The 13,275-nt window shown below is 64.9% G+C and carries 22 protein-coding genes; 18 read left to right on the top strand and 4 right to left on the bottom strand.

The features are described from left to right. The first annotated feature begins 3 nt into the window (after positions 1–3). From rpmC to rplQ, 18 genes are all read left to right on the top strand, one after another. Positions 4–195 carry a 50S ribosomal protein L29 gene (gene rpmC, locus ASC70_RS18280; RefSeq protein WP_047413099.1) on the top strand — a complete coding sequence of 64 codons (192 nt, stop codon included), beginning with the start codon at positions 4–6 and terminating at the stop codon, positions 193–195. A gap of 10 nt (positions 196–205) precedes the next feature. Next, positions 206–445 carry a 30S ribosomal protein S17 gene (gene rpsQ, locus ASC70_RS18275; protein WP_047413102.1) on the top strand — a complete coding sequence of 80 codons (240 nt, stop codon included), beginning with the start codon at positions 206–208 and terminating at the stop codon, positions 443–445. 17 nt (positions 446–462) lie between these two features. Then, positions 463–831 carry a 50S ribosomal protein L14 gene (gene rplN, locus ASC70_RS18270; RefSeq protein ID WP_010919137.1) on the top strand — a complete coding sequence of 123 codons (369 nt, stop codon included), beginning with the start codon at positions 463–465 and terminating at the stop codon, positions 829–831. Beyond that, on the top strand, positions 831–1,145 hold the full coding sequence (gene rplX, locus ASC70_RS18265) for a 50S ribosomal protein L24 (protein WP_047413105.1): 315 nt from the start codon (positions 831–833) through the stop codon (positions 1,143–1,145). Before rplN ends, rplX begins: the two co-directional genes overlap by 1 nt. Continuing rightward, entirely contained in the window at positions 1,138–1,695 is a 558-nt protein-coding gene (gene rplE / locus ASC70_RS18260; protein WP_056052714.1) for a 50S ribosomal protein L5, read from the top strand. The genes rplX and rplE overlap by 8 nt, the downstream gene beginning before the upstream one ends. Positions 1,696–1,719: 24 nt before the next feature. After that, positions 1,720–2,025, top strand: a complete 306-nt coding sequence (gene rpsN, locus ASC70_RS18255) for a 30S ribosomal protein S14 (RefSeq protein ID WP_047413112.1) — start codon at positions 1,720–1,722, stop codon at positions 2,023–2,025. A gap of 10 nt (positions 2,026–2,035) precedes the next feature. Further along, positions 2,036–2,434 (top strand): 30S ribosomal protein S8, encoded by a 399-nt coding sequence (gene rpsH, locus ASC70_RS18250; RefSeq protein WP_047413115.1) that lies wholly within the window; start codon positions 2,036–2,038, stop codon positions 2,432–2,434. Between the two features lie 18 nt (positions 2,435–2,452). Beyond that, a complete protein-coding gene (rplF, locus tag ASC70_RS18245; RefSeq protein ID WP_056052712.1) occupies positions 2,453–2,986 on the top strand; it encodes a 50S ribosomal protein L6 in 534 nt (177 codons plus the stop codon). Positions 2,987–2,989: 3 nt separating this feature from the next. After that, a complete protein-coding gene (gene rplR, locus ASC70_RS18240; protein ID WP_047413121.1) occupies positions 2,990–3,340 on the top strand; it encodes a 50S ribosomal protein L18 in 351 nt (116 codons plus the stop codon). Between the two features lie 10 nt (positions 3,341–3,350). After that, positions 3,351–3,956, top strand: a complete 606-nt coding sequence (gene rpsE, locus ASC70_RS18235) for a 30S ribosomal protein S5 (RefSeq protein WP_052196978.1) — start codon at positions 3,351–3,353, stop codon at positions 3,954–3,956. Between the two features lie 3 nt (positions 3,957–3,959). Next, the gene (rpmD, locus tag ASC70_RS18230) at positions 3,960–4,145 is read left to right on the top strand and encodes a 50S ribosomal protein L30 (RefSeq protein ID WP_047413122.1); all 186 of its coding nucleotides are present in this window, start codon (positions 3,960–3,962) and stop codon (positions 4,143–4,145) included. A gap of 149 nt (positions 4,146–4,294) precedes the next feature. Then, a complete protein-coding gene (gene rplO / locus ASC70_RS18225; protein WP_047413125.1) occupies positions 4,295–4,780 on the top strand; it encodes a 50S ribosomal protein L15 in 486 nt (161 codons plus the stop codon). 259 nt (positions 4,781–5,039) lie between these two features. Beyond that, entirely contained in the window at positions 5,040–6,395 is a 1,356-nt protein-coding gene (secY, locus tag ASC70_RS18220; RefSeq protein ID WP_047413127.1) for a preprotein translocase subunit SecY, read from the top strand. A gap of 219 nt (positions 6,396–6,614) precedes the next feature. Further along, positions 6,615–7,184: an adenylate kinase gene (locus ASC70_RS18215; RefSeq protein ID WP_047413130.1), complete on the top strand. Its 570-nt coding sequence runs from the start codon at positions 6,615–6,617 to the stop codon at positions 7,182–7,184. Positions 7,185–7,359: 175 nt separating this feature from the next. After that, the gene (gene rpsM / locus ASC70_RS18210) at positions 7,360–7,728 is read left to right on the top strand and encodes a 30S ribosomal protein S13 (protein ID WP_047413133.1); all 369 of its coding nucleotides are present in this window, start codon (positions 7,360–7,362) and stop codon (positions 7,726–7,728) included. A 13-nt stretch (positions 7,729–7,741) separates the two neighbouring features. Continuing rightward, positions 7,742–8,131: a 30S ribosomal protein S11 gene (gene rpsK / locus ASC70_RS18205; RefSeq protein ID WP_018112960.1), complete on the top strand. Its 390-nt coding sequence runs from the start codon at positions 7,742–7,744 to the stop codon at positions 8,129–8,131. 77 nt (positions 8,132–8,208) lie between these two features. After that, entirely contained in the window at positions 8,209–9,225 is a 1,017-nt protein-coding gene (locus ASC70_RS18200; protein ID WP_047413138.1) for a DNA-directed RNA polymerase subunit alpha, read from the top strand. Between the two features lie 197 nt (positions 9,226–9,422). Continuing rightward, the gene (gene rplQ / locus ASC70_RS18195; protein WP_047413140.1) at positions 9,423–9,836 is read left to right on the top strand and encodes a 50S ribosomal protein L17; all 414 of its coding nucleotides are present in this window, start codon (positions 9,423–9,425) and stop codon (positions 9,834–9,836) included. A gap of 65 nt (positions 9,837–9,901) precedes the next feature. Here the strand turns inward: rplQ and ASC70_RS18190 are convergent, their stop codons facing one another. From ASC70_RS18190 to ASC70_RS18175, 4 genes are all read right to left on the bottom strand, one after another. Then, complete coding sequence (locus ASC70_RS18190; protein WP_056052710.1) at positions 9,902–10,474, bottom strand: DUF6624 domain-containing protein; 573 nt, start codon at positions 10,472–10,474, stop codon at positions 9,902–9,904. 32 nt (positions 10,475–10,506) lie between these two features. Then, positions 10,507–11,244 (bottom strand): DUF6624 domain-containing protein, encoded by a 738-nt coding sequence (locus ASC70_RS18185; protein WP_056052707.1) that lies wholly within the window; start codon positions 11,242–11,244, stop codon positions 10,507–10,509. 212 nt (positions 11,245–11,456) lie between these two features. After that, a complete protein-coding gene (locus ASC70_RS18180) occupies positions 11,457–12,284 on the bottom strand; it encodes an ABC transporter permease (protein WP_056052705.1) in 828 nt (275 codons plus the stop codon). Next, entirely contained in the window at positions 12,284–13,195 is a 912-nt protein-coding gene (locus tag ASC70_RS18175) for an ABC transporter ATP-binding protein (RefSeq protein ID WP_056052702.1), read from the bottom strand. The genes ASC70_RS18180 and ASC70_RS18175 overlap by 1 nt, the downstream gene beginning before the upstream one ends. Positions 13,196–13,275: the final 80 nt, after the last annotated feature.

The following is a 13,275-nucleotide window of genomic DNA, read 5'->3' as shown; positions in this document are numbered from 1 at the left end:
CTCATGAAGATCGCTGACATCCGGGGCCTGACCCCCGACCAGCTGGCCGACACCCTGATCAGCCTGAAGAAGGAGCAGTTCAATCTGCGCTTCCAGGCCGCCACGGGCCAGGTCGAGAAGACCCACCGCGTCAACGAGATCCGCAAGGATATCGCGCGGATCAAGACCGTGCTGCGCGCCAAGGCCGCGGCTTAAGGAGAACGATATGCCCAAGCGTATCCTCGAAGGGGTCGTCGTCTCCGACAAGGGCGATAAGACCGTCGTGGTGAAGGTGGAACGGACTATCGTTCACCCGATCCTGAAGAAGATCGTGCGTCAGTCGAAGAAGTACCACGCGCACGACGAAGCCAACGCGTACAAGGCCGGCGAAGCTATTCGCATTGTCGAGTGCGCTCCGAAGTCCAAGCTGAAGACCTGGGAAGCACTTCCCAAGGCTTCGGCTTAATCTGGAAGGTTTAGACCATGATCCAGATGCAAACTAACCTGGAAGTCGCTGACAACTCTGGCGCTCGCCGGGTCATGTGCATCAAGGTGTTGGGCGGCGCAGGCCGTCGCTACGCCAGCGTGGGCGACGTCATCGTCGTCTCCGTCAAGGAAGCCATCCCGCGTGGCCGTGTGAAGAAGGGTGACGTGCTTCGCGCCGTCGTCGTTCGCGTGAATCAAAATCTGAAGCGCAAGGATGGCTCGGTCATCCGCTTCGATAAGAACGCCGCGGTCATCGTGAATAAGCAGAGCGAGCCGGTCGGCACGCGGATCTTCGGCCCGGTTCCCCGTGAACTGCGCGCCAAGAACCACATGAAGATCATCTCCCTCGCTCCGGAGGTGCTGTAATGTCCGCTAAGATCAAGAAGGGCGACCGCGTCGTCGTTCTGGCCGGCAAGGACAAGGGCCGCCAAGGCACCGTGTCCAAGGTTCTGCCGAAGGATAGCCGGGTCGTCGTGGAAGGCGTGAACATGGTTTCGCGTCACACCAAGGCCACCCAAGCCGACCCCCAGGGCGGCATCAAGCAAAAGGAAGCGGCGCTGCACGTCTCGAACGTGGCGATCGTCGATTCCAAGGGCAAGCCCACCCGCGTCGGCTTCAAGATCGAAGGCGACAAGAAGGTGCGTGTCGCCAAGACGACCGGCGAGGTGATCAATGGCTGATCAAGCTTACGAGCCCCGGCTGAAGTCCGAATATCGCGAGCGCATCCGCGCCGCGATGAAGGAACAGTTCGGTTACACCAACGAGATGCAGATCCCCAAGCTGGACAAGATCGTCCTGAACATGGGTATCGGCGAGGCCGTGGCCGACTCCAAGAAGGCCCAGACCGCTCTGAAGGACCTGCAGGCGATCGCCGGCCAAAAGCCCGTCGCCACCAAGGCCCGCAAGTCGATCGCCGGCTTCAAGCTGCGCGAAGGCATGGTGGTCGGCGCGAAGGTCACCCTTCGCAAGGACCGGATGTACGAGTTCCTGGACCGTCTGGTCACGATCGCGCTGCCGCGCGTGAAGGACTTCCGCGGCCTGAACGGCAAGAGCTTCGACGGCCGTGGCAACTACGCCATGGGCCTGAAGGAGCACCTGGTGTTCCCGGAAATCAACTATGACCAGATCGAACAGGTCTGGGGCATGGACATCATCGTCTGCACCACTGCGAACTCCGACCAGGAAGCCAAGGCTCTCCTGAAGGAATTCCAGTTCCCGTTCGTCAACTAAGAGAGCGGGAAGGGAAAACAAACCATGGCCAAGAAAAGCGCCGTCAACCGCAACGAAGCCGTCAAGGCCCTCGTCAAGAAGTTCGCCGAGAAGCGCGCCGCGCTCAAGGCGACCGCCAACGACGAGAGCCTGCCGCTCGAGGAACGCTTCGAGGCTCGCCTCAAGCTCGCCAAGCTGCCCCGCAGCAGCTCGGCGATCCGCATCCGCAACCGCTGCGAAGTCACGGGCCGTCCGCGCGCCTACTACCGCAAGCTTAAGATGAGCCGTATCGCGCTCCGCGAACTGGGTTCGCAGGGTCAGATCCCCGGCCTCGTCAAGTCGAGCTGGTAAGGACGATCAGATGTCGATGAACGATCCCCTGAGCGATATGATCGCTCGCATCAAGAACGCCGCCACGCGCAAGCGCAACAAGGTCTCGACGCCGGCTTCCAAGCTGCGCGCTCGCGTCCTCGACGTGCTGGCCGACGAAGGCTACATCCGTGGCTACTCGCTGATCGAGAAGCCCGGTGCGTTCCCCGAATTCGAGATCGAGCTCAAGTACTTCGACGGTGAGCCCGTGATCGCCGAGATTAGCCGCGTGTCCAAGCCTGGCCGTCGCGTCTATTCGTCGATCAAGGACCTGAAGCCGATCAAGAACGGCCTGGGCATCTCGATCCTTTCGACGCCGAAGGGCGTCATGTCGGACACCGCTGCACGCGACGCTAATGTCGGCGGCGAAGTCCTCTGCCGCGTCTACTAGGCGCGGGAGGGAAAGAGCATGTCACGTATCGGTAAGAAAGCCGTCGCAATCCCCTCGGGCGTCACCCTGACGCTCGACGGTCAGACGGTCACGGTAAAGGGCCCCAAGGGTCAGTTGTCGTGGACGATCGCCGACGAAGTCGAAGTCAAGCAAGAGGGCTCCGAGCTCCTGCTGACTCCGCGCGTCGACTCGAAGCGCGCCAAGGGCATGTGGGGTCTGTCCCGCACGCTGGTGGCCAACATGGTGCACGGTGTCACCGTCGGGTTCGAGGAAAGCCTCGAACTGGTCGGCGTTGGTTACCGCGCGGCCATGAAGGGCACCGCCCTGAGCCTCCAGCTCGGCTTCAGCCATGATGTGGACGTCGAGGCTCCGGCCGGCGTCAGCTTCGCGGTGCCGAAGCAGACCGAAATCAAGATCGCCGGCATCGACAAGCAGGCGGTTGGCGAGATTGCCGCGAAGATCCGCCGCATTCGTCCCCCCGAGCCGTACAAGGGCAAGGGCGTGCGTTATGCTGGCGAGAAGGTTCGCCGCAAGGAAGGCAAGAAGAAGTAAGCCATGGCGCTCTCTCCTCGTGAATCGGCGGCCAAGCGCGCTCAGCGCGTTCGCACCCGCCTCAAGAGCTTGGCCAACGGTCGTCCGCGCCTGTCGGTCTTCCGCTCGTCCAAGAACATCTACGCCCAGGTCATCGATGATGAACGCGGCGTGACCCTGGCGTCGGCCTCCACTCTGGAAGCCGAAGGCAAGGGCGCGGACAAGGATGCCGCTGCCGTTGTGGGCAAGCTCGTCGCCGAGCGCGCCATCGAAAAGGGCGTCAAGGACGTCGTCTTCGATCGTGGTGGCTACATCTTTCACGGCCGGGTGAAAGCCCTGGCCGACGCCGCGCGCGAAGCCGGCCTGAACTTCTAAGGGAAACGAAATGGCTCGTGGTGAACAACAGCGCGGTGAAGGCGGTCAACGCCGGGACCGTCGCGACCGCAACGCCCCCGAAGAGCGGGTCGACAGCGACATCGTCGAAAAGCTCGTCCACATCAACCGCGTCGCCGCCACCGTGAAAGGTGGCCGTCGCTTCAGCTTCGCCGCTCTGATGGTCGTCGGCGACCAAAAGGGCCGCGTCGGCTTCGGTCATGGCAAGGCGCGTGAAGTGCCGGAAGCCATCCGCAAGGCGACCGAAGAAGCCAAGAAGACGATGATCCGCGTTCCGCTGCGCGAATCCCGCACCCTGCACCACGACGGCGCTGGCCGTTGGGGCGCCGGCAAGGTGATGATGCGCGCGGCGCCTCCCGGCACCGGCGTCATCGCCGGCGGTCCGATGCGCGCGGTTCTCGAAACCCTGGGCGTCCAGGACGTCGTGGCCAAGTCGACGGGTTCCTCGAACCCGTACAACATGGTTCGCGCCACGTTCGAGGCCCTCAAGGTTCAATCGTCGCCCCGCCAGATCGCCGCCAAGCGCGGCAAGAAGGTCGGCGACATCCTCGGCCGCCGCGCCGACGGGGCTTCGGCTCCGGACGCCATCGAGGGTTAAGTCATGGCTGAAGCTAAAACCGTTACGGTCCGCCAAACCGGCAGCCCGATCCGTCGCAAGAGCGACCAGCGCGATACGCTGGCCGGTCTGGGTCTGAACAAGCTGGGCCGCGTGTCCACGCTGGAAGACACCCCGTCGGTTCGCGGCATGATCCGCAAGGTCGCGCACCTGCTGGAAATCGTCGAGTAGGTCTGCTACGAGACGCCGAAAGCGCCACCCCGGTGAAAGCCGGGGTGGTTTTCGTTTGAAGCCGCGACCCCGGTCGCGGATCGGACGAAGTCCAAATTCAACGCCGAGTCCGGCTTCCGCCGGGCGCAGATCTCCAAGGAGAGGCACATATGACCAAGCTGAATGAACTGGCTCCCCGCGAAGGCTCGACCAAGGGCCGCATGCGCGTTGGCCGTGGCCCGGGTTCGGGCAAGGGCAAGACCGCCGGTCGCGGTGTGAAGGGCCAGAAGGCGCGCTCGGGCGTCGCCATCGCCGGCTTCGAAGGCGGCCAGATGCCGCTGCACATGCGTATGCCTAAGCGCGGCTTCAACAACCCCTTCCGTCTCGAGTTCGCTGAAGTGAACCTGTGGCGCCTGGAGCAGGCCGTCGCCGCTGGCAAGTTCAAGGCCGGCGCCGAACTGGCTCCCGCTGACCTGGTCGCCGCCGGCGTGATCCGTCGCGAGCTGGACGGCGTGAAGCTGCTGGGCAAGGGCGAGATCAAGACCGCGCTGAAGCTGACCGTCTACTCGGCCACCGAAGCCGCCATCAAGGCCGTCGAGGCCGCCGGTGGTTCGGTCACCGTGACCAAGAAGGTCAAGGCGGAAGCCGAAGCCTAGGCTATAAAGCTGTCATCCTGGACGGCCGCTAGGCCGAGCCGGGACCGCGGCAGACGCTGGAACCTTCGAAGGTTCGGCTCTCCGCTTCGGCCGGGATGACAGTTCTTTTCGAGGCTCGCCGTGACATCGCGGCGGGCCTCACCTATTTGTGGCGCTCTCCTCGGGCCAGCCTGGTCCGAGAAACCAAATTTCAGAGCGTGGTCGCCGCCGAAAGCGGTATCCACTTCCGGCATCGCGCTCTTGAGTCGTGGGGATCTGAATGGCCTCGGCCGCCGAACAACTCGCAGCCAACATGAATTTCGCGTCGTTCCAAAAAGCGACCGAACTTCACAAGCGTATCTGGTTCACGATCATCGCCCTGATCGTCTATCGCCTTGGCACCTACATCCCGATCCCCGGCATCGACGCCGTCGCCTTCGAGCGCCTGTTCAACGGCAACTCCGGCGGCCTGCTCGGCATGTTCAACCTGTTCTCGGGCGGCGCCGTGCAGCACATGGCGATCTTCTCGCTGAACGTGACGCCGTACATCAGCGCCTCGATCATCGTGCAGCTGATGGGCTCGATCTATCCGCCGTGGGAGAAGCTGAAGAAGGAAGGCGGGGAGGCGGGTCGCAAGACCCTCAACCAGTACACCCGCTATTTCGCCGTGGTGCTGGCCGTCGTCCAGTCGGCGTCGATCGCCTTCGGCCTGCAGGCCCAGCCGGGTGTCGTCGTCGGCGGTATCGGCGCGGCCTTCTTCGTGGCTTCGACGGTCGTGGCGCTGACCGGCGGCACGCTGTTCCTGATGTGGCTGGGTGAGCAGATCACCAGCCGCGGCGTCGGCAACGGCGTCAGCCTGATCATCTTCGCCGGCATCGTGGCGCGCCTGCCTATCGTCCTGGGGCAGATGCTGGTCCAGGCCCAGACGTCGGGCAACTACACCCCGCTGTTCCTGATCGTGTTCGGCTGCGTCGCGGCCATCCTGTCGATCGTGTTCATGGAGCGCTCGCAGCGCCGCCTGCTGGTCCACTATCCCAAGCGCCAGCAGGGCAACCGCATGATCGGCGGCGAAAGCTCGTTCATGCCGCTGAAGATCAACACCTCGGGGGTCATCCCGCCGATCTTCGCCTCCAGCCTGCTGCTGTTGCCGACGACCGCCATGCAGTTCATCTCGACCACCACGCTTCCGGCGTGGCTGTCGTGGCTGCCGGGCGTGGTGGGCGCGCTGCAGCACGGCCACCCGGCGTTCCTGGTCTTCTACGCCCTGCTGATCATCTTCTTCTCGTTCTTCTACACCTCGGTCGTGTTCAATCCCGAGGAGACGGCCGAGAACCTGCGCAAGTACGGCGGCTTCCTGCCGGGCATCCGTCCGGGCAAGCGCACCGCCGAGTATCTGGACTATGTGCTGACCCGCCTGACGGTGATCGGCGCGGCCTACATCACCGCGGTCTGCGTGGCGCCCGAATTGGCGATGATGGCGATCAAGTCCAACCAGTTCGCCCTGGGCGGAACCTCGATCCTGATCGTCGTGACGGTGACCATGGACACCGTGGCGCAGATCCAGTCGCACCTGCTGGCTCACCAGTACGAGGGCCTGATCAAGAAGTCGAAGCTGCGCGGCGGTCGCAACCGCTAAGTCTGGGTCGGCTTTATTAGAAGCGTCGGAAGCCGGTTTGTCACAAAACCGGCTTCCGTTTTCTTCCGGCGCAATCTAGGTCTGCGACGGGAAGCGGAGCGTGATCGCCGGAAGTGGATGCCGGTTTCCGGCGGCCATCACGCTCCCAATGAGGAAAAGGAGCCTGCCCAGGCAGGCTCTAAGCGGGCTCAAGACCCGCCAACGCGCGAAGGGGCTTTCATGAACTTGATCCTGTTCGGTCCGCCGGCGGCGGGGAAGGGGACCCAGGCCAAGCGCCTGGTCACCGAGCGCGGCATGGTGCAGCTCTCGACCGGCGACATGCTGCGCGCCGCCATCGCCTCGGGCTCCGAGCTCGGCCAGCGCGTCAAGGGCGTGCTGGACCGCGGCGACCTGGTCACCGACGAGATCGTCATCGCCCTGATCGAGGAACGTCTGCCCGAGGCCGAGGCGGCCGGCGGCGCGATCTTCGACGGTTTCCCGCGCACGGTCGCCCAGGCGCAGGCCCTGGACAAAATGTTGGCCGCCCGCGGACAGCAGATCGACGCGGTTCTCCGACTCAAGGTAGACGAACCAGCCCTGATCGGACGGATCAAGAAGCGATTCGAAGAGCAGGGACGGCCTGACGACAATCCGGAAGTCTTCGTGACTCGCCTGGCCGCCTACAACGCCCAGACCGCGCCTCTGCTGCCCTACTACGAAGGGCAGGGGAAGCTGACGGAGCTGGACGGCATGGGGACCGTCGAAGCGGTCGCCGCGTCTATCGACACCGCTCTGGCGGTCGTCGCCTAACGAACCCCGAATTTGCTGACTTTCCAGTGGATTCAGTTGTTGACGGAAGCGAAACGATCCCTATAACGGGGCGCTTCCGCGAAAGGGCGCGATCCGTGCGCGCCGGTTTGGATTCTCTGGATCCGGCCGGGCGCGCCGTTCGCGTCTTTAGTGCGTGACTAGGAGAACATTAGACGTGGCCCGTATTGCAGGCGTCAACATCCCGACGAACAAGCGCGTTTTGATCGCGCTTCAGTACATTCACGGCATCGGCCAACGGTCCGCGCGTGAAATCATCACGAAGGTGGGCATCGAGGATGCGCGTCGGGTCAATCAACTGACCGACGCCGAAGTCCTGGCGATCCGCGAAACGATCGACCGCGACTATACCGTCGAGGGTGATCTGCGTCGCGAGAACTCGATGAACATCAAGCGTCTGATGGACCTGGCCTGCTACCGCGGCCTGCGTCACCGTAAGGGCCTGCCGGTCCGCGGTCAGCGCACCCACACGAACGCTCGTACCCGCAAGGGTCCGGCCAAGCCGATCGCCGGCAAGAAGAAATAAGGTAGCCTGACCGATGGCCAAGGAACCGGCTCGCGTAAAGAAGCGCGAACGTAAGAACATCACCTCGGGCGTGGCGCACGTGAACGCCTCGTTCAACAACACCATGATCACCATCACCGACGCTCAGGGGAACACCATCTCCTGGTCGAGCGCCGGCATGATGGGCTTCAAGGGCTCGCGCAAGTCGACCCCGTACGCCGCTCAGATGGCTGCGGAAGACGCGGGCAAGAAGGCCGCCGAGCACGGCGTGAAGACCCTGGAAGTCAACGTCTCGGGTCCGGGTTCTGGCCGTGAATCGGCTCTGCGCGCGCTGCAAGCCGCGGGCATGACCATCACGACCATCCGCGACGTCACGCCGATCCCGCACAACGGCTGCCGTCCGCCCAAGCGTCGTCGCGTCTAGTACTTTTTAGACCACTAATCTCCTTCGCCGGCTGCGCAAAACGCGGCCGGCGAGCCGCGTTCAAGGGACCCGACCACGTGATCGAAAGAAACTGGAACGAGCTGATCCGTCCTGAGAAGCCGCAGATCGAAACCGGTGCCGATGCGACTCGCAAGGCCCGTATCGTCGCCGAGCCGCTCGAGCGCGGTTTCGGTGTAACGCTCGGCAACGCCCTGCGTCGCGTTCTCCTCTCGTCGCTGCAAGGCGCCGCCGTCACCGCCATCCAGATCGATGGCGTGGTGCACGAATTCTCCTCGCTCGAAGGCGTCCGCGAAGACGTCGTCGACATCGTTCTGAACATCAAGCAACTGGCCGTTCGGATGCACGCCGAAGGCCCGAAGCGCATGACCCTGCGCGCCACGGGCCCCGGCCCGGTGACCGCCGGCCAGATCGAAACCCCGGCCGACATCGAGATCCTGAACCCCGACCACGTGCTCTGCACGCTGGACGACGGCGCCTCGGTGCGCATGGAGTTCACGGTCAACAACGGCAAGGGCTACGTCCCGGCCGACCGCAACCGTCCGGAAGACGCGCCGATCGGCCTGATCGCCGTCGACGCCCTGTACTCGCCGGTCAAGCGCGTCGCCTATCGCGTCGAGCCGACCCGTCAAGGCCAGTCGCTGGACTATGACAAGCTGGTCCTGGAAGTGGAAACCAACGGCGCCGTCACTCCGGTGGACGCCGTGGCCTACGCCGCCCGGATCTTGCAGGACCAACTGCAGATCTTCATCACCTTCGAGGAACCGAAGGCCAAGTCGGCCGACGAGTCCAAGCCGGAACTGCCGTTCAACCCGGCCCTGCTGAAGAAGGTCGACGAGCTGGAACTGTCGGTCCGTTCGGCTAACTGCCTGAAGAACGACAACATCGTCTACATCGGCGACCTGATCCAGAAGACCGAAGCCGAGATGCTCCGCACCCCGAACTTCGGCCGCAAGTCGCTGAACGAAATCAAGGAAGTGCTCGCCGGCATGGGCCTGCATCTCGGCATGGACGTGCCGAACTGGCCGCCGGAGAACATCGAAGACCTGGCCAAGAAGTTCGAAGACCAAATCTAAGAACCTCGAAGCCTGCCGCGCTAAATCCGGGCCGCTCCTCCTCCTTCGGGAAGGGGAGCGGCCTGGGCCTTTTGAAGCCGCTCACGCGGTCGAGGGCCCCGGCGCTCCGCTCTGACCCGGTCGGGAATGACCAGGATTGGTGACAACAAGGCGCCCACTTTTCGCGCCGCTCGGGCTTCTCGCCCAGGAGATACAAAATGCGTCACGGTAAGGCTCACCGTAAACTCGGCCGCACCTCGGCTCACCGCACCGCCATGTTCGCCAACATGTCGGCCTCGCTGATCAAGCACGAGCAAATCGTCACCACCCTGCCCAAGGCCAAGGAACTGCGTCCGATCGTCGAGAAGCTGGTCACCCTGGCCAAGCGCGGCGACCTGCACGCCCGTCGTCAGGCCATCAGCTCGGTTCGCGACGTCGAACAGGTCGGCAAGCTCTTCGCCACCCTCGGCCCGCGCTACAAGGATCGTCAGGGCGGCTATATCCGCGTCCTGAAGGCCGGCTTCCGCTACGGCGACAACGCCCCGATGGCCGTGATCGAGTTCGTCGACCGCGACGTCTCGGAAAAGGGCAAGGACTCGGGTCCGGTCTACGTCAACGACGCCGAAGACTAAGATTTTCAGGTTCGCCTGAACAAAAAGGCCCCGGAGCGATCCGGGGCCTTTTTCGTTGGCGGTGGCTAGGGTTTCGTGGCCGCTGGATATTTGGCGCGGACGGCCTTCAGCTGGTCGACCTGCTTGGCCAGAGATGGCACGCCCAGCTCGCCGCGCAGGGCGTCGGAGATCAGGTCGCGATTGTACGGCTCCTGGCTCATCTCGGCGTCGTCGACGCGCGAGAACTGGGTGCCGTAGATCTGCGGTTGCTTGAGGTGCTGCAGGTACCGATCGAGCGTGGCGGTCGCGATCCACAGGGACTTCTTGTCACCCTTTGCCACCGCCACCATCGCCAGCGTATGGGCGAGCAGGTAGTCGTCTGGCGCGCCGCTATGCTGGAAGATGAAGGCGGCGTGGTTGAAGTCAGCGGCGGTGTGCAGGGTTCCGGCCTCCAGCAGCTTGCGCGTCGCCGCGCGGCGTTGGTCGTCGCGCGGACCGACCTTCGACCAATCGATGGCGCCCGACCCGAGCCGATCGGCTTGATCTTCGTCATAGAGCCGGGTCATCTCTGAATTCGAAGTCGAGGCGGCGGCGTCCTGGGCTCGGACCGGCGAGGCCGCCAACGTCAGGCAGGCGAGTGTGATCAGCGTGCGCTTCATGGATCCCTCGGTACGTATTGGCTGATGGCCGCTCAGCCGCGTTTGCAGGCTCGGGCCGAGATGGACGCCGCATAGTCGGCTTCCGGCGGCAGGCCCATGGTCGCGCGGCGCTGGTCGAGTGTGGCGGGATCCTCGGTCTCGAAAGGCTCCCATACGCCCGTGTCGTTGCAGCGGCCTTGTGAGCCGTATCGCTGCGGCCGCTTCTGGGCGTGCGCGACGCGGTCGAAGAGAAGCGCGTAGTTGGCGGGCCGCGCCTGACCTTCGAGCGCCAGCTTCTCCAACATCGGCAACACCTCGGCCTGGAAGGCCGGATCGCGGTCGGCGTGCTGTACTAGCAGGAAAGCGGCCGTGTCGGCGTCCTTGCCGTCCTTGCCGATGGTGAACCAGCCGTGGGTCTTGAGCACGATCTTGAACCAGGCGGTGTTGGCCTCGTCGACGCCGCAGCCGTCCAGTGACACGATCTTGTAGGCGTAACGCCGCGCCGGATCCGACAGACCCTCGGCCCAGTGGGTCCGGGTCATGGCGATGGTGGCCTGGTATCGCGCCAGCTGATCCTTGGCGACGCGCCGGAAGAGCTCCGCCGTGTCGGGCGCGGTGGCCTGGCCGGCCAGTTTCGACCAATGGGCCACGCCGCTGTAGGGCTGGGGAACATCGCGCCCGGCCAGCGCGTCCTCGTTCAGCTTGGTCGCCTTGGCGATTGCGGCGTTGGCCGCCGCCAGATCGGCCGCTTGCGCTTCCGGCGACGGCGAGGCCTGCTTGAGTCCGTCCATGGCGAGGTCTCGCGCCCTGGCGTCGCAGCTGAAATAGAGCGGGGCGGGCGCTCCCTGCGCCAGGGCTCCGGAGGCGGTGAGAAGCCCGGCGGCGCCGGCGAGAGCGGCTATGGCAGACGGTGAAGCTTTCATGCGTCGGATCATGCGCCCATTTGCGGCAAAGTTGTGATCGCCCGCTCAACGCCCTTCGGTGGAGCGTCGATCCGTCGCTGCTACTCCTTCGTCAGGTCCTGGCGCCGGAACAGGAACACCGCGCCCGTGGCCAGGACCGCGACCCAGGCCACCAGCGCCGCCAGCGCCACGCCCGCCGAGCCGCTGGCCGCGCCCAGTTGACCCGGATCCAGCAGGGTGGCGCGCAGCAGGTCGGCGTCGAAGACGGGAATGGCCAATAGCTTCCAGCTGGGCTGGCCCTGTTCCATCAGGCGCAGCGAGCTGGCCAGCACCGTCTGGATAAAGCGCACGCCCAGGCAGGCGATGACCACCCCCATGGTCGAGCGCGACAGCACCCCGACGCAGGCCGCCAGCGCCGCAAGCGTCATGGCTTCCAGCCAGGTGATGGCCAGGACGCCGACCACGTCGAACAGGTTGCGATCGAACATCGAGAAGGTCAGGGCCCGGCCGTCGATTACCGAACCGATCAGGACCGCGAGCGCCGACAGCAACGCCGTCAGCGAAAGGCTCCAGAACACCGCCTCGCCGACGACGATGAGCTTGGCCAACAACAGGTTTTGGCGGGTGTTGCGCGGCGTCAGCAATCGCCAGGTTTCCCAGCGATAGTCGCTGGCCAGCACGGCCGCGGCGCCAATCATCAGGAACAGGGCTCCGAAGGTCGAGGCTCCGTTTTGCAGGACATGGATCACCTGGTCGATTAAGCCGGCCGTGATATCTGGCGGCGGCCGCTTGCTCACGTAGCGCAGGAAGAGGTCGCCGGCCACGCTGAGCAGGAACCCGACTAGCGGGGCGAAGCAGAATCCCCAGAACAGGGCCGAACGGTCGCGCAGCAGGCGGAAGCGTTCGGCGGCGATGGCGTCGGCGAGCATCAGGCGGCTCCTTCCAGAGGAGGCTGGCTATTTTCGAGGGTCCGCAGATAGACGCCTTCCAGGTCGGCCTCGCGCCAGCGGGCCTCGGTGATCTCGACCCCGGCCTCGACCAGGCTGCGGATCAGGGCGGGAGTTTCCTCGCGACGGATGTCGGCCAGGACCGCGTCGGACCCGTCGGCCACGCCCTTGGTCCCGAGCACCGCCAGCACCTGGGCGATCGGCGAGGCTGCGGTGATGCGCAGCCGGACGTCGCCAGCGGTCAGGGCGTTCACGGCTCCCTCGGCGGCGATCTTGCCCTTCGACAGAATGGCGACTCGGTCGCAGACGCGTTTCACCTCGTCCAACTGGTGACTGGCCAGGATGACGGTGACGCCCTCGCGCTGGGCCAGATCGACGATCAGGGCGCGGATCTCCTGGATGCCGGCCGGGTCCATGCCGCTGGTCGGCTCGTCCAGGATGACCAGCTCGGGCTTGGTGAAGAAGGCGGCCGCCAGGCCCAGGCGCTGCTTCATGCCGACCGAGAAGCCGCTGGTCGCGCGGTCGGCGGCGTGGGCGATGCCGACACGCTCCAGCCAGCCGTCGATATCGGCGTTCTTGGCTCCGCTCTCCAGCGCCAGCATCTTCAAGGTGTCGCGGGCGGTCAGATAGGCAGGATACCGGGGCGTCTCGATCATCGCCCCGACCTTGCGCAGCGCCCGGATGTCGCCGGCCGGCGCGCCGAACAGGCTGGCCGAGCCGCTGGTCGGGCGCACCAGGCCGAGCGCGATGCGGAACAGGGTGCTCTTGCCCGCGCCGTTGGGGCCCAGCACGCCGAACACGCCGCCGGCGGGAATGGTGATGGAGAAGTCGTCGAGGGCGCGCACCGCCCCGTAGGTCTTGGTGAGGCGGTCGGCCTCGAGGGCGATCGACATGCGGGCGTTTCCGGCGCCGAACGACTCGGCTCGACGCGGCGACTATGGCGAGGCCCTGGGCATGCGCCAAGTTAAGAGCG

Source organism: Caulobacter sp. Root343 (assembly GCF_001425745.1).
In the GTDB taxonomy this organism is placed as follows: Bacteria; Pseudomonadota; Alphaproteobacteria; order Caulobacterales; family Caulobacteraceae; genus Caulobacter.
Note: the sequence above shows the minus strand (reverse complement) of the source record. Positions and strands in the feature narration are given on the sequence as shown.